We start from the raw sequence: 20,971 nt of genomic DNA on the forward strand, positions 1-20,971 counted from the left end.
GCGGACTGCGTCCCGGTGACGGCGGGTTGCGCGCCGGTGGCCGGGCCGCCGCCGACCCGCTGGGGCGGCGCCCTGCCCGCGCGCGGCACAGGGGCCGCCCGTGGTACGGCGCCGCAGTCGCCCGCGCACGCCACGCCACCGGCCCCGGAAACGCCCGGACTTCCGGAACTTCCCGTTCTTCGCCCGCCCGCGCCACCGGCCCCCGGCGAGCCCGGCCGAACGGACCCCGCCACGCCCGCACACAGAGCGGGTGACATCCCGGACCCCGTCACGCCGGCACACAGAGCGGGCGACGTCCCGGACTCACAAGTCTCCGTGAAGCCCACGCAGCCTGCGGCCTCGTGGTGGAAACGACGCACCAAGCCGGCGCCCGACCCCACCGAACCCGAGTCAGAGGCCGTCACCACCGCCCGGTCGAAGCCGCAGGACGCGGCCTCCCCGCAGCCCGAGACGGCCGTCGAGACCGAGGGCTTCGCACAGTCGAGGACGACCGCCGAGGCCATGACCCCCGCGCAACCGCTCGCCGAGACCGTGGGCTCTGCATCGGCGGAGGCGGCTGCCGGATCCGCGACCTCCGCGCACCCCTCGGCAGGCGCAGGGGAGACGGCGACGGCACCTGCCCAGGAGGAGAGCAGGACAGCCGCTGCCCAGGCAGACGACTGGCCATCGGTTGTCGCCACGGACGGTGAGGCATCCGCTGCCCGGCCAGAGGGAAGGACGACCGCTCCTCGAACCGAGGGAGGAGCGGCTTCCGTCCCGTCTGAGGGAGCGGCGGACGCTGTCCGGTTCCAGGAGGACAGCGCGGCTGAGGCCGTACAGGCTCAGGGGGGGCGGCGGTCCGCGCCCATCGACGCCGAGGCGCTGAGGCGGCTGCGGCGGTTGGCGGCCTCTGGTGAGGCAGGCCCGCACGGGCGGACGTCCGAGCAGGGCGAACCGCCCCAGAAGCTGCTGCCGATCAGGCCGGTGGAGCCACAGGAGCGGGTTCTTCCCGTACGAGGGGTGGAGCTTCCCCAGGACGGTCGGCCCCAGAGCCCCGACGACCTGGCCCAGTCGCCGAACGGAGCCGATGCCCCAGGACGACAGCGCCCGTCGGCCGACGAGAACAACCCCGCGATGCCGGAGGGGAGTGCCCCGTCCCGGTCGATGCCGGAGGCTGCGCGGGGGGTGCCTGCGGAGGAGCCGCACACGCCCGGTGAGGTCGATGGCCGGCGCGTGGACAGCGCAGTGGTTCGGCACCCGGCCGACGCGGTCGGTGACCGGCTGCGACACCTGCCGGACGACGATCGGCTCCAGCACCGCAAGGGACAGCCGCCCAGGTACGGAGCACCGCCGACGGCCCCCGAACGAACCCGGCCCGGCTCCACGGCCCAGCCGGACTCCACCTCGGCTCAGCCGTCCGGCCCCACGGCACCTCAGCGCGGCCCCATGTCCACCGGGCCCGGCTTCACGCCGACTCGCCCCGGTTCTGCGCCGGGTCAGCCCGGCTCCACGCCGAAGGTGAACGCGCAGGTGCGGTTGCCGGTCTCGGGTGACGGCAAGCCCGGGTACGACACCCCGAAGGATCCGCCTCCGCAGGAGGAGAGCCCCCGCAAGGAGGGCAGAGTACGGCGGATCGAGTCGGTCGTCGGCCGCGACTCCGGCGGCTGGCGGCGCATCGCGCAGGTCGTGGTGGGCGGCGGCGGTCCCCGTGCGGACGGCTCGGAGGTGGACGAGGCCAGGGCGCGGGCGGTCTTCCCCGGCAGCCGCCGCATCGTGGTCCTGGGCTGCACGGGCGGCGCGGGTCAGAGCACGACCGCGCTGATGCTCGGCCACACGCTGGCCCGCGTCCGCGACGACCGCGTGCTGGCCGTGGACGCCAACACCGGCGGCAGCACGCTCACGAGCCGCATCAAGCCGGAGTCCCCGGAGACGCTCACCAGCCTGCTGTCGGGCCTGGAACAGGTCACCGGTTACCTGACGATGCGCGGCTACACCAGCAGGACCGCCTCCGGCCTGGAGGTGGTGGGGGCGGACATGGACGCGGGCGCAGAGCAGCGCCTGGCCGACCGCACGCTGTTCTCCGACCACCGGCTGGGGCAGGCGATGCACCTGCTCGACAGGCACTACAAGCTGGCCGTGATGGATCCGGCCGCCGCGCTGGCGGCCCGCGTCCTGCCGTACTCCGACCAGTTGGTCCTGGTCGTCCCCGCGAGCGAGGAGGCGTCGGAGGCGGTGGCGATGACGTTCGAGTGGCTCGACGGGCACGGCTGCGCCGATCTGCGCAGGCGGGCGGTGGTGGTGGTCAACGGGGTGAGCAGGCGCTCCATGTCGGACGTCGAGCAGGCGGAGGCGGTGGCGCGCGGCAGGTGCCGGGCGATCGTCCGGGTCCCCTGGGAGGACGAGTTGGCGCCGGGCGCCGCCGACGTCATCGAGCCTGGGCAGTTGCGCGCGGCCGGACGGCGGGCCTACCTGGCTCTCGCCGGGGTCGTGGTCGCGGGCTTCGCGGCACAGTCGGTCCGAGCGAGCGAAGAGGAGTTGGCCAGTGACCCCCCGGGCACGAGAATCGGTGAGCGTTAAGTGAACAATGCTGCATGCGCTGAGGGGGCGGCATGAGCAGGGCGTCGCGGGCGCACCAGCGGCTGGCGGTCCGCTACTTCGACGACCGCATCCTGCTCACCGACGGCGAGGTGTGGGCGTACTTCCGCCTGCCGACGGTCAGCTACGAGTTCGTGACGCCGGAGGAGCGCGAGGCGCTGGCCACCAACATCACGATCGCGCTGGCGGCGATCCGGATGCCGGACGCCGAGGTCCATCTGCGGGTGGCCCACCGTACGTATCCGGCGGCGGAGTGGGCGATGACGCTCAACGCCACCTCCGACGAGGGGTCGGGCTGGCGCGACTACCTGGAGGAGATGTACCGGCACGTCTGGGCGAAGGACTTCTGGTCGAAGGAGGTCTATCTCGGCGTACGGCTCGGCCAGCGCGGCAGGCAGCTCGGCGCCGGGGTGCTGGCGCAGTTGTTCGGCTTCTACCAGCGCACCGAGAAGGTGCTCGGCATCGACGACGAGCACGTGCCCGACAACGAGCTGGCCAAGTGGACCGAACAGGCCGAGCGCCTGGGCCGGGCCCTCGCGTCGAGCGCCCTGTACGCCAGGCACGCCACCTCGACGGAGGTGGCGTGGCTGTTCCAGCACGCGGCCGCGGGCTCGCTGGGCGACCCGCCGCCGTCGGCGAGCCCACGCAGGCGCTGGGGCAAGGGTGAGATCGAGTCGCTGGTCGAGGGCGAGATCCGCAACGGCAGGTCGTTGTTGCGCCTGGTGCAGCCGCAGGGCGACTCGTATGTCGCCTACCTGTCGTTCGCCCGTTTCCCCGACCTGATGCCGTTCCCGGACGGCGAGCCGTGGATGCACTTCGCCGACCAGTTGCCGTTCCCGGTCGAGATCTCCAGCCGGATGCGGCTGATCCCGCCGGTGAAGGCGTCGAAGGACGTGGCGCGCAAGCTGGCGCACGCCCGCGACATGGACATCCACATCCGGGAGGCGGGCGCGGAGGCGCCGATCGCGCTGGCCGAGCAGATCGACGCGGCGCGCATGCTGGAGCACGGCATCACCAAGGAGCGGCTGCCCTTCGTGTACGGCTGGCACCGCCTGATGGTGGCCGGGCCCACCGAGGAGATCTGCGTGCAGCGGGTGGAGGCCGTCGTCGAGCACTACCGCGACATGGGCATCGACGTGGTCAACTCGACCGGCGACCAGTTCTCGCTGTTCTGCGAGACGCTGCCGGGGGAGAAGGTCAGGGTCAACGCCTACGCCCAGCGGCAGCCGCTGCGCACGATCGCGGGCGGCATGGCCACGGCCACGGTCGATCTCGGCGACCGCATCGACGAGGTCACGGAGGGCTGGCGGGGACCGTACATCGGAGAGACCGTGGGCCGGGCGCGCAGCATCGTGCACTTCGACCCGCTGGTGGCGGCGATGCGCAACCGGCCGACCGCGATCGCGATCACGGGGGAGCCGGGCGGCGGCAAGACCACGCTGGCGCTGCTGATGATCTACCAGATGGCGCTGCGCGGGGTCACGGTCGCGGTGATCGACCCGAAGGGCGACGCCGACTCGCTGGTACGGCTGCTGCAGAACCGGGGCCGTAAGGCCCGGATCATCCCGCTGGGCTCGGCGGCGCCGGGGCTGCTGGACCCGTTCTCGTTCGGCGACGACATCGCGGCCAAGAAGACGATGGCGACGGAGACGCTGCGGCTGCTGCTGCCGAGGATGTCGGAGGAGCGCGAGTCGGCGATGATCCAGGCGGTCGCGGCGATCTCCAACGCGCCCAGCCCGTCGCTCGGCAAGGTGGTCGACTTCCTGGAGCACTCGGAGGACGCGGCGTCGAAGAACCTGGGCGCGGTGCTGCGCTCGATGTCGGAGATGCACCTGGCCCGGCTGTGCTTCGACCCGTCCGGCGGCGACCAGATCGACTCGGCGGGCTGGACCACCGTGTTCACCCTTCAGGGGCTGACGCTGCCGGACGTGGCGACCGGACGCGACGACTACTCCTACGAGCAGCGGCTGTCGGTCGCGCTGCTCTACCTGGTCTCGCAGTTCGCCCGCAGGCTCATGAACGGGCTCGACCGGCGGGCACCCAAGGCGATCTTCCTGGACGAGGCGTGGGCGATCACCTCCACGCCCGAGGGTGCCAAGCTGGTGCCCGAGGTCAGCCGGATGGGCCGCTCCCGCAACACCGCGCTGGTGCTGGTCTCCCAGAACGCGGGCGACCTGCTCAACGAGCAGGTGACCAACTGTCTCTCCTCGGTCTTCGCCTTCCGGTCGACGGAGCGGGTCGAGGTCGAGCACGTGATGTCGCTTCTGGGAGTCGAGGCGTCGGAGGAGCACAAGGCGGTTCTGCGCTCTCTCGGCAACGGTGAATGTGTGTTCCGCGATCTGGACGGCCGGGCCGGGCGCATCGGCGTGGACCTGATCTCGGACGAGTTGCTCCGGTGGCTCGACACGAATCCGACGCATGACAAACCAGACGACAGCAGTGATGATCTTCAAGGGGGAGTGGGCCGAACGCAGGAGGTGCGGTCATGAAGGTCCGGCTGGCCAAGAGGCTGGCGGTCGCCCTGGCGCTGGTCATGGGCATCCTGGCGCTGCCTCTCGTGGCGGGCGCCGTGTCGCCCGCCGCGGCGGCGCCGTGCGAGCTGTCGGGCGACCTGTCGCCCGAGGTGGTCGGCGGCGGCCTCGACGGGCTGCTGCAACCGCCCGCGCCGGGGACACCCGCGCAGACCCCGGCGACGAACTACGCGCAGTTCGGCACGAGCGGCCAGTTCTGGCACACCTACGATCTGGGCTGCGACTTCGGCGCCATGATCGGCAACGCGTGGGCCAACGTGGTCTTCCTGTGGGCCAAGGCGATCGACCGGCTCACGATCAGCACCTATCAGGCGGCGGCGACCGAGGGCCCCCTCGACTCGATCAAGAACGTCGTCGACGACATCATCACCAACCTCTCCAACGCCCTGTACTGGCCGTTCCTGACGCCGCTGGTCCTGCTCGCGGCGATCTGGCTCGCCTGGTACGGCCTGCTGCGCAAGCGGGCCTCGATGAGCGTCGAGGGCGTCATCTGGATGGTCCTGGCGGTGACGATCGCGACCTGGTTCTTCAACCGGCCCGGCGACTTCACCAGCCTCGGCAAGGTGGTCACCGACAAGACCGGCGAAGTGGTCAACTCCGCCTTCTCCGGGCTGCCGGGGGCCGACTCGCCGTCCTGTCTGCCACAGCCCGGCCAGACCGCCGCCGAGATCAAGGGCGGCGGCTTCGCGGGCCCGAAGGACGCCCCGACCGTCGAGCGCAACGCCGACGCCCTGTGGTCGACGCTGGTCTGCAAGCCGTGGCTCATGGGCCTGTTCGGCACCGCCGACCCGGACCAGGCGATCGTCCGCGACTACGGCCGCAAGATACTCGAACACCAGACGATCGATCAGGCCGAACTCGCCGCCCGGTCCACGAACGCCTCCGCCGCCCAGGCCGCCTACGCCGATCTCGCGGAGAAACTGCGCGACGATCCGCGCCACGCGATCTTCACGGGCAAGGACTGGACGAGCCGCCTCGGCGTGGCGATCGGCGCGCTCATCGCGGCGCTGGTCGCGGGCGTGCTGATCTTCCTGGTCGCGGTGTCGTTGCTGGTGCTCAAGGTCGGGTTCCTGCTGCTGTTGATCATGGGGCCGGTGTTCCTGCTGATCGGCGTGCATCCGGGCTCGGGGCGGATCATCGCCATGCGCTGGGTGGAGATGCTGGTCGGCACGTTGCTGCGGCAGGCCGTGCTCGCGCTGGTCCTGGGCGTGCTCGTGTACGGCTACGCCCTGATCATCTCCACGGCCATGCCATGGGGTCTGCAGATCCTGTTCATCGCGTTGCTGACCATCGCGGTGTTCTTCTACCGCAAGCCGTTCCAGCACCTGTTCGCCTCGATGAGCGGGCACACGCTCACCACCCGCATGCTGGGCGAGGCCGCCTCGTCGCCGATCCTGGAGCGCTCGGCGAACGTGCTGCCTCCGGTGGCGGCCTCGAAGATCGCCCGCTGGGGCGCGCGCAAGGCCGAACCGGTCGTCCAGGCGGCGGCGGCCGGTGGCACCGCCGGGGCCACGGCGGCGGCCGGGGTCGCGGTCAGGGCCGGTGGCAGGGACGACGGCGCCTCGGCCGGGTCCGGCACCCGGGTGCCCGCGACCGCCGCGCCGCTCAACACCGAGCAGGGTGGCGGCAAGGGCGTGGGACGGGCGGCCCGTACCGGCTCGGCTCCGCCGCTGAACCTGAGCGGCGCGCCGACACGGTCGGGCGGCGGCCCGGTGCGGCCCTCCTCCGGAGGGACGCCGAGCGGTGGCGCGGGCGCGAGCGGCGGCGGCCCGAGCGGCGGCTGGTTCGGCGGGCGCTCCGGCGGCGGCTGGGCCTCTCGCGGAGGTTCGTCCGGTGGGTCCAGGTCAGGGGGGTCCGGAGGCGGTTCGTCGCGAGGCGGGCGCTCGTCGTCGGGCGGTTCGGGCGGCGGTGGGTCGTCGCGCCGGGGCTCCTCAGGCGGCGGGTCGTCACGGCAGGGTTCGGGCGGCGGGTCGTCGCGGCAGGCGTCGGGCGGGTCGTCCGGCGGCGGGATCTTCGGTGGCGGTTCGTCGTCCGGCGGGTCCTTCTTCGGGTCGCGGCAGGCCGACGTGCCGAGAGCGCGCTCGTCCGAGCCGCCGCCCCTGTGGTTGCCGAGCCGGTCGAGCGGCAACGGCCGCAGCGGCGCCGAGCCGCCGGTGCCGTTCTGGCTGAAGCCGAACAACTCCGACAAGGACTGAGATGCCGCAGCCGGTTGACAGACGCGGGCTGGTTTTCGCGGTGGTGGTGGCCGTCGTCGCCGCGATCGGCCTGTGGGCGATCATGGGGCCGGACTCCGAGGAGGAGCCCCCGCCTCCGCCCCGGGCCGGCGCGGACACCGCCGCCCCGCCCGTCAGCAGGCCGCTGGCCACCGCCAGCGACGGCCCCTTCGACGTCTACGCCTACCTGCCGATGGACCGGCGGCAACTGGCCGCGGCGGCCGACCTCGCCGTCCGGTTCACCGTCGCCTACGGCACCTTCCGCTACGACGAGGAGCCGTCGGCATACGCGGAGCGGGTCAAGGTGTTCGCCACCGGAGAGCTGGCCGACTTCCTGACCAAGAGCCTGACCTCGCCGGTCACCGTCCAGCAGAACCGTGAGGAGCGGACCGTCGCCACGGCCACCGCCGTGATGAAGGAGATCAGGCAGGTCGCCAAGACCTCGGTGGTGTTCGTGGTGACGAGTACGCAGAAGCTCGACGGCGCCGACGGGGCGAAGGAGAAGACCGAGGACCTCGCCGTGACGCTCACGCCGGTCGGCGACGACTGGCGGGTCTTCGACGTCCAGCAGGCCGCCGAGGGGCAGGACGGGGACGCGGAAGGGTGAACGGCGCCTCCCGCTCCCGCGTCGGCCTGGCGGTGGGCCTGGCCGCCGCGCTGCTGCTCGCCGCCCTGGTGATCTCGCCGATGCTCATGGTGTCCATTCCGACGATCATGGGCGGCGCCGGCGGCTCGACGACCGACTGCGACGACGACGTCCAGCTTGAGGAGGCTTCGGACTCGGCCTCCTCCGACATCCCGCGCGACCTGCTGGAGCTGTACAAGAAGCACGGCAAGAAGATCGGTGTGCAGTGGAACGTGCTGGCCGCCGTCGGCAAGCGCGAGACCGACCACGGCCGCTCCGACCTGCCCGGCGTCAAGAGCGGCACCAACTACGCGGGCGCCGCCGGGCCGATGCAGTTCCTGATCAGCACGTGGGGCGGCAAGGCGCGGATCCCGATCCCGTCGAAGTTCAACGGGTACGCCTCCGACGGCGACGACGACGGCATCGCCGACGTCTACAACCCGGCCGACGCCATCCTCGGCGCCGCGCGCATGCTCAAGCGCAACGGGGCGCCGGAGAACATCAGGCGGGCGCTGTTCGTCTACAACCGGGCCTGGTGGTACGTCGACCAGGTCGAGGAGATCGCCAAGCGGTACGCCGAGTCGGGTGAGGTGAAGCTGCCGCCGCAGGCCGACCCGGCGTGCGACGACCCGCTGGTCGAGGCCGCGCCCAGCGACGTCGTGGCGAAGATCATGGAGTACGCTCTCGCGCAGCGCGGCAAACCGTACCTGTGGGGTGGAACCGGGCCTGACGCCTACGACTGCTCCGGCATCATCTACATGGCCTACCGGAGCGCGGGCCTGTCGATCCCGCGCACGACGTTCGGGCAGTGGCCGTTCGGAGTGAAGATCCCGGCAGGCAGTGAGCAGCCGGGTGACCTGGTCTTCTTCAACGCCGGACCCGGTACGGGACCGAACAATCCCGGCCATGTCGGCATGGTCGTCGAGAAGGGGAAGATGATCGAGGCGCGGTGCAAACTGTGCGGGCCGATCAAGGTGACCGGCTACCGCACCCGCGACACCCTGATGGGCTTCACCCGGCCGCTGCAGAATCCCGCGGTCCTGGAGCAGTTGAAGAAGCTGGACGATGCGCTATGACCGTTGACGAACCGACCCTGGTGGTCGCCGCCGTGATCCTGGACGGGCGGCGGGTGCTCGCCGCCCAGCGGGCCGAGCCGCCCGAGCTGGCCGGGGGCTGGGAGTTCCCCGGCGGCAAGGTGGACGAGGGGGAGAGCGAGCACGCCGCCCTCATCCGCGAGTGCCGTGAGGAACTCGGGGTGGAGATCGCGGTGGGCGCGCGGGTCGGCGGCGAGTGGGAGCTTTCCGCCGGGTACGTCATGCACGCCTATCTGGCCTCCCTCTCCGTCGGGGAGCCGGTGGCCAAGGAACATCTGGCGCTGCGGTGGCTGGAGCCGGAGGAATACTTCGCCGTGAACTGGCTCGGCGCGGACCTGCCGGTCATGGCGGCCGTCGCCGATCTGCTCGCCCAGGATTAGAGCACTTCCCTGTGTGACATAACAACTACACAGTGTGTCCGTGTTCGGGGGGAAGTGGCGTGTTCAGAGGTAGATGGAGGCGCTGGAAAGTCGGGGCCGTTCTGGGGGCGGGGTCACTCGCCGTGGTCGGCGTGGGTACGGTGTCCGTCGCCGCGACCGGGGACGTCTCGCTGGACTTCACCCGGCTGATCGATCCGGACGACGATTTCGGCAAGTGGGTGCGGACAGGGGATGTGCTGAGGTTCCGGGTCAAGGTCGTGGGGACCGGACGCGCCCGGCTCGCCGTCGCCGCCGACCCGGAGGCGGCGCTCACGTCGGTGTCCTGTGCACCCGGCTCTCGTCCGGCCCGTCCTGGAACACGGCCTGGAACGGTCCCGGCGGCGGACGCGGAGCCGTTGGGCGAGGCGGTGCCCACCAATGAGCTGCTGCTGTACCGGAACGTTCCATCGGACTCCAAGGTCAAGCAGGTCGCGGCCAACCTCGCCAGGACCGCCGCGCTCGGTGGCGGCGCCGCGCGGCCGGTCACGCGGTCGGAGCTGCTCACCGGCCGGCACTCTGCGCGTGGGGCCGAGGTCTGCAGGCTGGGGCGGGGGCAGGGGGAGCGTGAGGTGGATGTACGGGTGACCGTACCGGGGGGTGCTGCTTCGGTGGTCGTGGCGGCGGTGGCGCGGATCCAGGGCGACGGCGGGCCGGTCATGGCCATGAGGACGACGACCGCGTACGTGGACACCGCCCAGGTCCGGGGACGGCCCATGGCCTCGGGCGTGAGAACTTCGGGCGACCTGCCCGGTGCGGCCAGAGGGCCGGTGCGCACCGATCCCCAGGCCGCCGACGGAGAGGACGCCATTCACGGCGTCGTGGCCGACCCGGGCGAAGGCGGCCAGGACGACACGAGCGCTCAGCAGAGTTCGGGCCGGGGGGAAAGCGGCGAAAGCGGCGGGGAGAACGCCGGCCGGGGCGGCAGCGGCCAGGAGAGCGCGGGGAAGAGCGGCAGCGGCCAGGAGAGCGCGGGGAAGAGCGGCAGCGGCCGCGAGGGCGCGGAGCGGGACGGCCGGGTCGGCGCTGAGCGGGATGACAACGCCAGGCGAGACGGGGACCGGGGCGGCGCGGGCCAAGGCCGTGACGGGCGGGATGTTCGCGGGGAGGGCGCAGGTGCGCGCGCCGGGGGCGGGCGATCGCCTGACGGCGCGGGCGTCGGGCGGCGGTTCGACGGGGCGCGGCCCCGTGCGGGGGCGGTCGCCCCTTCCCGGGAGCTGTCGTCTCACGGGCTGTCGCCCCAGGGGCTGTCGTCTCAAGGGCTGTCGTCTCAAGGGCAGCGGTCTCAAGGGCTGTCGTCTCAGGGTTCGTCATCTCAAGGGCTGTCGTCGCAGGACCTGCTGTCTCAGGGTCTACTGTCTCGGGGGCTGCTGTCTCGGGAGGTGGCGTCTCCGGGGTTGCCTTCGCTCGGGGGCGGGGGGTCGGTTGCTTCCGGCGGGGTGCCGTTGGGCGCTCCCGCGTCCGGGGGGCCGGTGCCCGGTGGGGCTTCGCGGAATCCGGTGCTTTCCGGTGGGGTGCCTGCGGGTACGAGCACAGGGATGAGGGAATCGGGCGTTCTGGCGGTCGGAGGTTCGGCGAACGGTGACAGCGAATCGAACGCTCTTACCTCACCGGATGGCGTGATACTTCCCGCTGTCGAGCTGGCGGCGGAGAGCGCGGAGGCGGGGCGGCCGTTGCCGCTCGCCGCCACGGTCGCCGGTCGGCGGCTGGACAACTCCCCGAGACCGAATCCTCTCGACGGACCGAAAAGCCTGCCGATCGTCGCGGGCGGCGTCGCGATTCTGCTGCTCGCCCTGTGGACGGTGGCCAGGAGGCAGCACCGACGCATCCAGCGAAGATCGTAACGAACCTTCTAATTCGGACTTTACTGCTACTTTAACCGGACTAGTATTCCCTAGGACCTGATTCTGGGACTGCGCGGAGGGTACCGGTGGCACGCAGACGAGCGACGGCCGTGGCTGCCCTCGCGCTCGCCATCGGTCTGACCGGTGCGGCCGTATCGCCGTTCATCCTCCAGGCCGCGAGCGCCAGCGTCAGCACTCCCCCCGATCCGATCGAGGGTTGCGACGCGGGCCAGATCTGCGAAGACCCGATCGTGACCGAGACGGTCATCACCACGATCCCGGCGCCGGGGCCGACCGAGACCACCGTCACCAAGACGATCACCGCGTCGCCGACCCCGAAGCGCTCGGCCACACCCAAGCGCTCGACCAAGCCCCCGTCGAACACGCCGCCCGCCACGACGCAGGCGCCCGTGATGCCGCCGCCACAGAGCTCGGCCCCGCCCCCACCGCCCGCGCCGACGCCGTCGCAGGAGCCGACGCCGGAGCAGAGCGTCCAGTTGCCGACCGTGGCGCCCACGCCGACGGTCGCCTCCACTCCCACCTCCACACCCACGGCGACCGAGGAGCCGGTGGAGGACGAGCCCCAGCTCGAACTGCGTAACGCCACCCCCGAGTTCGACCAGCGGGCGCTGACGCAGAAGCTGAGCGTCCCGGCGCTGGTGATGGTGCTGCTGGTGCTGTTCGCGGTGCTGGTGTTCGAGGGCAGGCTGCGCCGGATGGCCCACGCCGCGGCGATCAGGAAGGCGGGCCCGCAGCCGTCTGACGAGGCGCCCACCTACCCCGCTGCTCCTGGCGGCTACCCCCAGCAGGCCCATCCGCAGCCCGGCTTCCCACCGCAGCCTGGATACGGGCAGCAGCCGGGGTACGGCCAGCAGATCTTCCCTCAGCCCGGCTACCCGGGCGGCACGGCGTACGCGCCGATCATCAGCTTCGTCCCGGTGCAGACCTACCCGAGCGGCCAGGTCCAGTACAGTCCGGTCTACCAGGAGCAGCCGCCCGAGCCCACGCCTCCCACCCTGCCGGACGAGCCGGTGGTCCTGCATCCCGACGACTTCGACTCCTTCGCCCACGAGCCGGTCAGACCGGAGGCGGACGAGGAGACGCAGTACCGAGGCGCCTTCGAGCCGGTCGTCCAGCCGGAGCCGGAGGCGCCCCCAGCCGACATCGCAGCCGACATCCCGGCGGGCGGCGGCAAGCCGTACGACCAGACCCGCGAAATGCCGACGAGTACCGCCTCCTCGGCGGAGCCGGGCGACGAGCTCCCCTGGAAAGACACTCGCTGAAGGCATCCGGGCGCGAACGCTTCCGAAGGACCGGCACGAACGTTTCCGAAAGGCACGAACGCCGTTGAACCACCCAGGTGGTCAACGGCGTAGTCGTGTCGGCGGGGTGCCGTCTGCGGGGAGGAGCGGCGTGGGAGGCCCTCGGCCCGTTACGGCGAGGCGGGCTCAGTCGGCCTCGCCGTAACGGATGGGGGTTTGTCCCGAAACGTCACCTTGACTCTTGGCCTGAACGTCACTTCGGGCGGCGGAAGATCTTGTTGCCGAGCCACACGAGCGGGTCGTACTTGCGGTCCACCACGCGCTCCTTCATCGGGATGAGCGCGTTGTCGGTGATCTTGATGTGCTCGGGGCACACCTCGGTGCAGCACTTGGTGATGTTGCAGTAGCCCAGTCCGTGCTGCTCCTGCGCCGAATCCTTGCGGTCGGCCACGTCGTACGGGTGCATGTCCAGCTCCGCGATCCGCATGAGGAACCGGGGCCCAGAGAAGGCGGGCTTGTTCTCCTCATGGTCGCGGATCACGTGGCAGACGTTGTTGCACATGAAGCACTCGATGCACTTGCGGAACTCCTGCGAGCGCTCGACGTCCACCTGCTGCATCCGGTACTCGCCCGGCCGCACGTCGGCGGGCGGGGTGAAGGACGGCACCTCGCGCGCCTTCTGGTAGTTGAACGACACGTCCGTCACCAGGTCCTTGATGACGGGGAAGGTCCGCATCGGCGTGACCGTGATCGTCTCGTCCTCGGTGAAGGTGGACATCCGGGTCATGCAGCCCAGGCGCGGCTTGCCGTTGATCTCCATCGAGCAGGACCCGCACTTGCCCGCCTTGCAGTTCCAGCGGACGGCCAGGTCGGGCGCCTGTGTGGCCTGGAGCCGGTGGATGATGTCGAGGACGACCTCGCCCTCGTTCACCTCGACCGTGAAGTCCTCAAGCTTGCCCTCACCGCCCTCACCGCGCCAGACCTTGAACTTCGCCTTGTAACTCATCTGTCGTTCCCCAGCTCTTCGTCCGTGAGGTACTTCTTCAGCTCGGCCACGTCGAACAGGTCGAACAGGTCCTGGCGCATCGGCGCCTGGCTCTGCTCCTCGACCGAGACGGCGGCGCCGTCGGCGGTGGAGCAGACGAGGAGCTTGCGGCGCCAGTCGGGGTTCATGCCGGGGAAGTCGTCGCGCGTGTGGCCGCCCCTGCTCTCCTCACGCAGCAGCGCGGCGCGGGCGACGCACTCCGACACCAGCAGCATGTTGCGCAGGTCGAGCGCGAGGTGCCAGCCGGGGTTGTAGATGCGCGACCCTCCGGCGCCGACCCGCTGGACCCGCTCCTTGAGCTTCTCGACCACTTCGAGCGCCTCGGAGACCTCCTCGGCCTTGCGGATGATGCCGACCAGGTCGTTCATCGCGCGCTGGAGCTCGTGGTGCACCTCGTACGGGTTCTCGCCGCTGCGCTCCAGCGGCGCGAGCGCCTCGGCCCGCGCCTCGTCCACGGACTCCGGCGACACGACGGGCCGGGCGCCGAGCGCGTCCACGTATTGGGCGGCGCCGAGCCCCGCCCTGCGGCCGAAGACCAGCAGGTCCGACAGGGAGTTGCCGCCGAGCCGGTTGGAGCCGTGCATGCCGCCGGACACCTCTCCGGCCGCGAACAGCCCGGGTACGGCGGCGGCGCCGGTGTCGGCGTCCACCTCGACGCCGCCCATGATGTAGTGGCAGGTCGGGCCGACCTGCATGGGTTCGGCGGTGATGTCGACGTCGGCCAGTTCCTTGAACTGGTGGTGCATGGACGGCAGCCGCCGCTTGATCTCCTCGGCCGGCAGGCGGGTGGAGACGTCGAGGAAGACGCCGCCCTGGGGCGAGCCGCGCCCGGCCTTGACCTCGGAGTTGATCGCGCGGGCCACCTCGTCACGCGGCAGCAGCTCCGGCGGGCGGCGGTTGTTGGCCTGGTCGGTGTACCAGCGGTCGCCCTCCTCCTCGCTGGTGGCGTACTTGTCCTTGAAGACGTCCGGGATGTAGTCGAACATGAAGCGGCGGCCCTCGGAGTTGCGCAGCACGCCGCCGTCGCCCCGGACCGACTCGGTGACGAGGATGCCGCGCACGGACGGCGGCCAGACCATCCCGGTCGGGTGGAACTGGATGAACTCCATGTTGATCAGGTTGGCGCCCGCGAGCAGGGCCAGGGCGTGGCCGTCGCCGGTGTACTCCCAGGAGTTGGAGGTGACGACGTACGACTTGCCGATGCCGCCCGTGGCGAGCACGATGGCGGGGGCGTCGAAGACGACGAGGCTGCCGCTCTCACGCCAGTAGCCGAACGCGCCGGAGACGCGCTCGCCGTCCTTGAGCAGGCGCGTGACGGTGCACTCCTGGAAGACCTTGATGTAGGCCTCGTAGTCGCCGTGGGTCTCGTGGTCCTCCTGCTGCAGGGCGACGACCCGCTGCTGCAGGGTGCGGATCAGTTCGAGGCCCGTACGGTCTCCCACGTGCGCGAGCCGGGGGTACTCGTGGCCGCCGAAGTTGCGCTGGCTGATCTTGCCGTCCTTGGTGCGGTCGAACAGCGCACCCCAGGCTTCCAGTTCCCAGACGCGGTCGGGCGCCTCCTTGGCGTGCAGTTCGGCCATCCTCCAGTTGTTGAGGAACTTGCCGCCGCGCATGGTGTCGCGGAAGTGCACCTGCCAGTTGTCGTCGGAGTTGACGTTGCCCATCGCGGCGGCGGCGCCGCCCTCGGCCATGACCGTGTGGGCCTTGCCGAACAGCGACTTGCAGACGATCGCCGTGCGCTTGCCCTGCTGCCTGGCCTCGATCGCGGCCCGCAGCCCGGCGCCGCCGGCGCCGATGACGACGACGTCGTATTCGTGACGCTCGATTTCCACTTCAGAATCCTTATGCGAACGGGAAGGCGATGATGCCCTTGGTCACCAGGCGGACATAGAGGTCGGCGCCCATGACGGAGAACATCGAGGCCCAGGCAAGGGGCTGGTGCTTGGCGTTGAGCTTGGAGACGAAGGTCCACGCCTTGTACCTGACCGGGTGGCGGGAGAAGTGGTTGAGCCGCCCTGCGGTGATGTGTCGGCACGAGTGGCACGACAGGGTGTACAGGTTGATGAGGACCGCGTTCAGGATCAGGATCCAGGTGCCGAGCCCGGTCGGCGTGTGGACCAGCGCCAGCACGGCGTCGTAGGCCAGGACGAGGCCGATGACGATGGCCGCGTAGAAGAAGTAGCGGTGGATGTTCTGCATGATCAGCGGGAGGCGGGTCTCGCCGCTGTACTTGCCGTGCGGCTCCTGCACCGCGCACGCGGGCGGCGACAGCCAGAACGACCGGTAGTACGACTTGCGGTAGTAGTAGCAGGTGAGCCTGAAGCCGCCGGGCAGGCCGAGGATCAGCAGGCCGGGCGGCAGGGTGTACCAGTCGCCGAAGGGAGCCAGGCCGAGGAAGCGGGCTCCCTCGGGACATGATGTCGCCAGGCAGGGCGACGAGAACGGGGCGATGTACTCGCTGGGCGCGTAGTAGTAGCTGCCATCGAAGATCGCCCACATGCCGTATATGAGGAATGAGCTGAGCCCCAGGAAGGTCAGCAGCGGCGCCAGCCACCACCTGTCCGTGCGGAGCGTGCGCACCTTGATCTGCGCCCGCCCCCTCCGTGCCGGGCTTTCGGCCGTCGTTTGGGTCATCGCGGACCTCTCCACCTCCCGCGGACCCTGCTCGCGGGGGCCCGGGTCGTTCGCTGTGCGCGCGGCGTCTCCGCTCAGGCGCGCATTGGTGGGGGATACGTTACGACGACGGCATCGGGATTTGTGAGAAGGGTCACTCACTTTTTCGATGACTCTGTGTGATTCCTGTCACGTCCCCCTGTCATGGCCGGGGATGGAGTCCCAACAGCGCCCGACAAGTCTGATTTATGGCGTAATATCCCCCTGCTCTATGAGCTCGACCCCCTGCGGCAACGTCCCCTCGTGGGCCGCGTCCCGCAGGAACCGCAGCAGCGTGATCCGGAACGCCTGCGCCGCCCGGGTCGGCTCCACGTCCTTTCGGTGGGCCAGCGCGATCGTGCGCGTCAGCCCCGGAGGGGCCAGCGGGATGCCCGACAGGCCCGGACGGCCGTCGAGCACCATCGAGGGCACCACGGCCACCCCGAGACCCGCCTCGACGAAGCGCAGCACCGCGTCCATCTCGCCGCCCTCGACCGCGAACCTCGGCTCGAAGCCCGCCTGGCGGCAGGCCGACAGCGTCGCCTCCCTGAGGTCGTAGCCGCGCCGGAACATCACCATCGCGCGCCCCCGCAGCTCCTCGATCCGCATGTACGGCCGCCGCGACTGCTCGTGGCTGGGCGAGACCACGACCAGGCTCTCGTGCAGGATCTCCTCCGTGACCAGCGACGGGTCGTCGTGCTGCAACGGCATGATGATCAGCGACAGGTCGATCTGCCCCCTGGCCAGCGCCCTGACCAGGTCGCGCGAGCCCCCCTCCTCGACGTGCAGGCGGATGCCCGGGTAGTCGCGGTGGAAGCGGGCCAGCGCGTCGGCCAGCAGCCCGGCGCACAGCGACGGCGTGGCGCCGAGCCGTACGCGGCCGCGCCGCAGCCCGGCCAGTTCGGCCACCTCCTGGCGGGCGGTGTCGGAGTCGGCCAGCATGCGGCGGGCCAGCGGCAGCAGCGCCTCACCGGCCGGGGTGAGCGCGACGTTGCCCCGGGCGCGCGAGAACAGCCGGGCGCCGAGCTCGTCCTCCAGCGCCTTGATCTGCTTGCTGAGAGACGGCTGCGCCACCCGCATCCGCTCGGCGGCCTGCGTGAAGTGCCTGGTCTCCGCCACTGCGACGAAGTAGGCGAGCTGCTGCAGCTGCATGTGATTTTGCTCGCATCCCGGCCGGGTTCTCTTTATGCCAGCCGTATCAAACCAAGCATCATAGCCTGCGGCTATGGAAACCAGATCTGCGATGACTTGGACGGATCGTTGCTGGTTACCTAGCGTCGAACCGTGACTGCCACGATAGAGCGCGGGGCTGCGACCGCCCCGGTTAGCGCCGCCCCCCAGCAGCGACCCGCCAAGCCTCCGGCGTCCAGGAAGCCCTCGGGGTTCCTCCGCTCCTCCAGCGGGCGGAAGGTCGTCATGGCCGTCACCGGCGCCGTGATGGTGGGCTACCTGATCGTCCACATGCTCGGCAACCTCAAGATCTTCTTCGGGGCGCAGTCGTTCAACGACTACGCGCACGGGCTGCGCACCTTCGGTGAGCCGCTGCTGCCGTACCGGACCGTGGTCACGCTCGTCGAGGTGGTGCTCGCCGTCTCCGTGGTGCTGCACATGTGGGCGGCCATCACGCTGACGCGACGCGCGGCCAAGGCCCGGCCGGTGAAGTACGTCGCCAAGAAGGCGCAGGCGGGCGGGTACGCCACGCACATCATGCGCTTCGGCGGCATCACCATCCTGCTGTTCGTGATCTGGCACCTGCTCGACCTGACCTTCGGCGTGGTCAACCCCGCCGGGTTCGACGGCACCCCCGCCGCCCGCATGATCGAGGGCTTCGCCCCCTCCCGCTGGTGGGTCACGCTCATCTACGTCGTCGCCGTCGTCATGGTGGGCCTCCACCTGCGCCACGGCCTGTGGAGCGGCTTCCAGACGCTGGGCTGGGCCAAGGGCCGGGCCAAGACCGTACGGCTGGGCGCCGGGCTGGTGGCCGGAGTGATCGCGCTCGGCTTCCTCGCCCCGCCGCTCGCCGTCATGATCGGAGTCGTCAAGTGATCGAGTACACCGAGGGCGCGCCCGTCAGCGACACCAAGGCCCCGGAAGGCCCGATCGCCGAGCGCTGGGAGAAGCGCAAGTTCGCCGCCAAGCTCGTCAACCCGGCCAACAAGCGCAAGCTCAACGTCATCGTCGTCGGCACCGGCCTCGCGGGCGGCTCGGCCGCCGCCACGCTGGGCGAGCTGGGCTACAACGTCAAGTCCTTCTGCTACCAGGACTCCCCGCGCCGCGCCCACTCGATCGCCGCCCAGGGCGGCATCAACGCCGCCAAGAACTACCGGGGCGACGGCGACTCGATCTACCGGCTCTTCTACGACACGGTGAAGGGCGGCGACTTCCGCGCCCGCGAGTCGAACGTCTACCGGCTGGCCGAGGTCTCGGTGAACATCATCGACCAGGCCGTCGCCCAGGGCGTGCCGTTCGCCCGCGAGTACGGCGGCCTGCTCGACACCCGCTCCTTCGGCGGCGCGCAGGTCTCCCGGACGTTCTACGCGCGCGGCCAGACGGGCCAGCAACTGCTCCTCGGCGCCTACCAGGCGCTGGAGCGGCAGATCAAGGCGGGCACGGTCGAGATGTTCACCCGGCACGAGATGCTGGAGCTGATCGTCGCCGACGACCGGGCGCGCGGCATCATCGTGCGCGACATGGTGACCGGCGAGATCGAGCGGCACACGGCCGACGCGGTCGTGCTCGCCACCGGCGGCTACGGCAACGTCTTCTACCTGTCGACCAACGCCAAGGGCTGCAACACCACCGCGATCTGGCGGGCCCACGAGCAGGGCGCCTACTTCGCCAACCCCTGCTACACGCAGATCCACCCGACTTGCATCCCCGTCTCGGGCGAGTACCAGTCGAAGCTGACGCTGATGTCGGAGTCGCTGCGTAACGACGGCCGGGTGTGGGTGCCGGTCGCGGCCGGTGACACGCGCGCGGCCGGCGACATCCCCGACGACGAGCGCGACTACTACCTGGAGCGCATCTACCCGGCCTTCGGCAACCTGGTTCCGCGCGACATCGCCTCGCGGGCGGCCAAGAACGTCTGTGACGAGGGCCGGGGCGTCGGCCCCGGCGGGCTCGGCGTGTACCTCGACTTCCGCGACGCGATCGACCGGCTCGGCCGGGACGCCGTGGAGAAGAAGTACGGCAACCTGTTCGAGATGTACGAGCGCATCACCGGCGAGGACCCCTACACCCAGCCGATGCGCATCTACCCGGCCGTCCACTACACGATGGGCGGGCTGTGGGTGGACTACGACCTCCAGACCACCGTCCCCGGGCTGTTCGTGATCGGCGAGGCCAACTTCTCCGACCACGGCGCCAACCGGCTCGGCGCCTCCGCGCTCATGCAGGGCCTGGCCGACGGGTACTTCGTGCTGCCGACCACCCTCGGCGACTACCTCGCGAACGGGCCGTTCGGCGAGGTCGACGAGGAGGCCGTGGCCGAGGCCGAGATCAGGGTGCGCGAGAAGATCGACCGGCTGCTCGCCGTGAACGGCAGCCGGACGCCGGACTCCTTCCACCGCGAGCTCGGCAAGATCATGTGGGACTACTGCGGCATGGAGCGCACCGAGGAGTCGCTGCGCAAGGCCCTGGAGCTCATCCCCGAGCTGCGCGCGGAGTTCTGGCGCGACGTCAAGGTCAGCGGCACGGCGGAGGAGCTCAACCAGGTGCTGGAGAAGGCCGGGCGGGTGGCCGACTTCTTCGACCTGGCCGAGCTGATGTGCCTGGACGCGCTGGTGCGTACGGAGTCGTGCGGCGGCCACTTCCGTGCCGAGTCGCAGGACGCCGACGGGGAGGCACTGCGCGACGACGAGAACTTCGCGCATGTGTCGGCGTGGGAGCGGACGCCGGACGGTCCGGTGCTGCACAAGGAAACGCTTGAGTACGAGTACGTCAAGATGAGCCAGCGGAGCTACAAGTGAACCTGACCCTGAGGGTGTGGCGGCAGAGCGGGCCGGACGACGCCGGACGCATGGTCACCTACCGCGCCGAGGACGTCTCGCCCGACATGTCCTTCCTTGAGATGCTGGACGTCGTCAACGAGCGGCTGATCCTCGAAGGCGACGACCCGATCGCCTTCGACCACGACTGTCGCGAGGGCATCTGCGGCATGTGCGGCATGGTCATCAACGGCGTCGCCCACGGTGAGCAGCGCGCGACCACGACCTGCCAGCTCCACATGCGGCACTTCGAGGACGGCGCGGTCGTCACCATCGAACCGTGGCGCGCGGCTCCCTTCCCGGTGATCAAGGACCTGGTCGTCGACCGGAGCGCCTTCGACCGCATCGTCCAGGCGGGCGGGTTCGTGTCGGTCCCGGCGGGTTCGGCGCCGGACGCGCACAGCGTCCCGGTGCGCAAGGAGGACGCGGACGCCGCCTTCGACGCGGCCACCTGCATCGGCTGCGGCGCCTGCGTGGCGGCCTGCCCGAACGGCTCGGCCTCGCTCTTCACCGCCGCCAAGATCACCCACCTGGCGCTGCTGCCGCAGGGCCAGCCGGAGCGGCTGTCGCGGGCCAAGGCGATGGTGGACCAGATGGACGCCGAGGGCTTCGGCGGCTGTACCAACACCGGCGAGTGCACGGCCGTGTGCCCGAAGGGCATCCCGCTGGACACGATCGCGCAGATGAACAGCGACTACCTGAAGGCCAACGCGAAGTAACGAGCCAGGA

The 20,971-nt window shown here is 70.7% G+C and carries 15 protein-coding genes; 11 read left to right on the plus strand and 4 right to left on the minus strand.

Annotated features, from left to right (window positions below):
- Window positions 1–1,212 precede the first annotated feature (1,212 nt).
- The 8 genes from ABD120_RS33995 (at window position 1,213) to ABD120_RS34030 (ending at window position 12,580) form a co-directional block, all read left to right on the plus strand.
- Entirely contained in the window at window positions 1,213–2,556 is a 1,344-nt protein-coding gene (locus ABD120_RS33995) for a MinD/ParA family ATP-binding protein (protein ID WP_343954394.1), read from the plus strand.
- Between the two features lie 32 nt (window positions 2,557–2,588).
- On the plus strand, window positions 2,589–5,063 hold the full coding sequence (locus tag ABD120_RS34000) for an ATP-binding protein (protein ID WP_343954395.1): 2,475 nt from the start codon (window positions 2,589–2,591) through the stop codon (window positions 5,061–5,063).
- Complete coding sequence (locus tag ABD120_RS34005) at window positions 5,060–7,300, plus strand: type IV secretion system protein (protein WP_343954396.1); 2,241 nt, start codon at window positions 5,060–5,062, stop codon at window positions 7,298–7,300. Before ABD120_RS34000 ends, ABD120_RS34005 begins: the two co-directional genes overlap by 4 nt.
- 1 nt (window position 7,301) lies before the next feature.
- Window positions 7,302–7,925 carry a hypothetical protein gene (locus ABD120_RS34010; protein ID WP_343954397.1) on the plus strand — a complete coding sequence of 208 codons (624 nt, stop codon included), beginning with the start codon at window positions 7,302–7,304 and terminating at the stop codon, window positions 7,923–7,925.
- Complete coding sequence (locus ABD120_RS34015; protein WP_343954398.1) at window positions 7,922–9,019, plus strand: C40 family peptidase; 1,098 nt, start codon at window positions 7,922–7,924, stop codon at window positions 9,017–9,019. The genes ABD120_RS34010 and ABD120_RS34015 overlap by 4 nt, the downstream gene beginning before the upstream one ends.
- Window positions 9,016–9,417 (plus strand): (deoxy)nucleoside triphosphate pyrophosphohydrolase, encoded by a 402-nt coding sequence (locus ABD120_RS34020; protein WP_343954399.1) that lies wholly within the window; start codon window positions 9,016–9,018, stop codon window positions 9,415–9,417. The genes ABD120_RS34015 and ABD120_RS34020 overlap by 4 nt, the downstream gene beginning before the upstream one ends.
- Window positions 9,418–9,548: 131 nt before the next feature.
- Entirely contained in the window at window positions 9,549–11,297 is a 1,749-nt protein-coding gene (locus ABD120_RS34025) for a hypothetical protein (protein WP_343954400.1), read from the plus strand.
- Between the two features lie 86 nt (window positions 11,298–11,383).
- The gene (locus tag ABD120_RS34030) at window positions 11,384–12,580 is read left to right on the plus strand and encodes a hypothetical protein (protein ID WP_343954401.1); all 1,197 of its coding nucleotides are present in this window, start codon (window positions 11,384–11,386) and stop codon (window positions 12,578–12,580) included.
- 232 nt (window positions 12,581–12,812) lie between these two features.
- On the opposite strand, the gene ABD120_RS34035 is transcribed toward ABD120_RS34030, so the two are convergent.
- The 4 genes from ABD120_RS34035 to ABD120_RS34050 form a co-directional block, all read right to left on the minus strand.
- Window positions 12,813–13,565 carry a succinate dehydrogenase/fumarate reductase iron-sulfur subunit gene (locus ABD120_RS34035; RefSeq protein ID WP_343954402.1) on the minus strand — a complete coding sequence of 251 codons (753 nt, stop codon included), beginning with the start codon at window positions 13,563–13,565 and terminating at the stop codon, window positions 12,813–12,815.
- Complete coding sequence (locus ABD120_RS34040) at window positions 13,562–15,436, minus strand: fumarate reductase/succinate dehydrogenase flavoprotein subunit (protein ID WP_343954404.1); 1,875 nt, start codon at window positions 15,434–15,436, stop codon at window positions 13,562–13,564. The genes ABD120_RS34035 and ABD120_RS34040 overlap by 4 nt, the downstream gene beginning before the upstream one ends.
- A gap of 10 nt (window positions 15,437–15,446) precedes the next feature.
- The gene (locus ABD120_RS34045; protein ID WP_343954405.1) at window positions 15,447–16,238 is read right to left on the minus strand and encodes a hypothetical protein; all 792 of its coding nucleotides are present in this window, start codon (window positions 16,236–16,238) and stop codon (window positions 15,447–15,449) included.
- A 225-nt stretch (window positions 16,239–16,463) separates the two neighbouring features.
- Window positions 16,464–17,408 (minus strand): LysR family transcriptional regulator, encoded by a 945-nt coding sequence (locus ABD120_RS34050; RefSeq protein ID WP_343954406.1) that lies wholly within the window; start codon window positions 17,406–17,408, stop codon window positions 16,464–16,466.
- A gap of 132 nt (window positions 17,409–17,540) precedes the next feature.
- Between ABD120_RS34050 and ABD120_RS34055 the strand changes: the two genes are divergently transcribed.
- Genes ABD120_RS34055 through ABD120_RS34065 form a run of 3 tightly spaced genes read left to right on the plus strand, consistent with a single transcriptional unit; the run spans window position 17,541 to window position 20,961 of the window.
- Complete coding sequence (locus ABD120_RS34055; protein ID WP_343954407.1) at window positions 17,541–18,302, plus strand: succinate dehydrogenase cytochrome b subunit; 762 nt, start codon at window positions 17,541–17,543, stop codon at window positions 18,300–18,302.
- The gene (locus ABD120_RS34060) at window positions 18,302–20,224 is read left to right on the plus strand and encodes a fumarate reductase/succinate dehydrogenase flavoprotein subunit (protein ID WP_425564085.1); all 1,923 of its coding nucleotides are present in this window, start codon (window positions 18,302–18,304) and stop codon (window positions 20,222–20,224) included. Before ABD120_RS34055 ends, ABD120_RS34060 begins: the two co-directional genes overlap by 1 nt.
- The gene (locus tag ABD120_RS34065; RefSeq protein WP_343954409.1) at window positions 20,221–20,961 is read left to right on the plus strand and encodes a succinate dehydrogenase/fumarate reductase iron-sulfur subunit; all 741 of its coding nucleotides are present in this window, start codon (window positions 20,221–20,223) and stop codon (window positions 20,959–20,961) included. The genes ABD120_RS34060 and ABD120_RS34065 overlap by 4 nt, the downstream gene beginning before the upstream one ends.
- Window positions 20,962–20,971: the final 10 nt, after the last annotated feature.

The sequence above is a fragment of the Nonomuraea longicatena genome (assembly GCF_039525605.1).
GTDB classification, from domain to species: domain Bacteria; phylum Actinomycetota; class Actinomycetes; order Streptosporangiales; family Streptosporangiaceae; genus Nonomuraea; species Nonomuraea longicatena.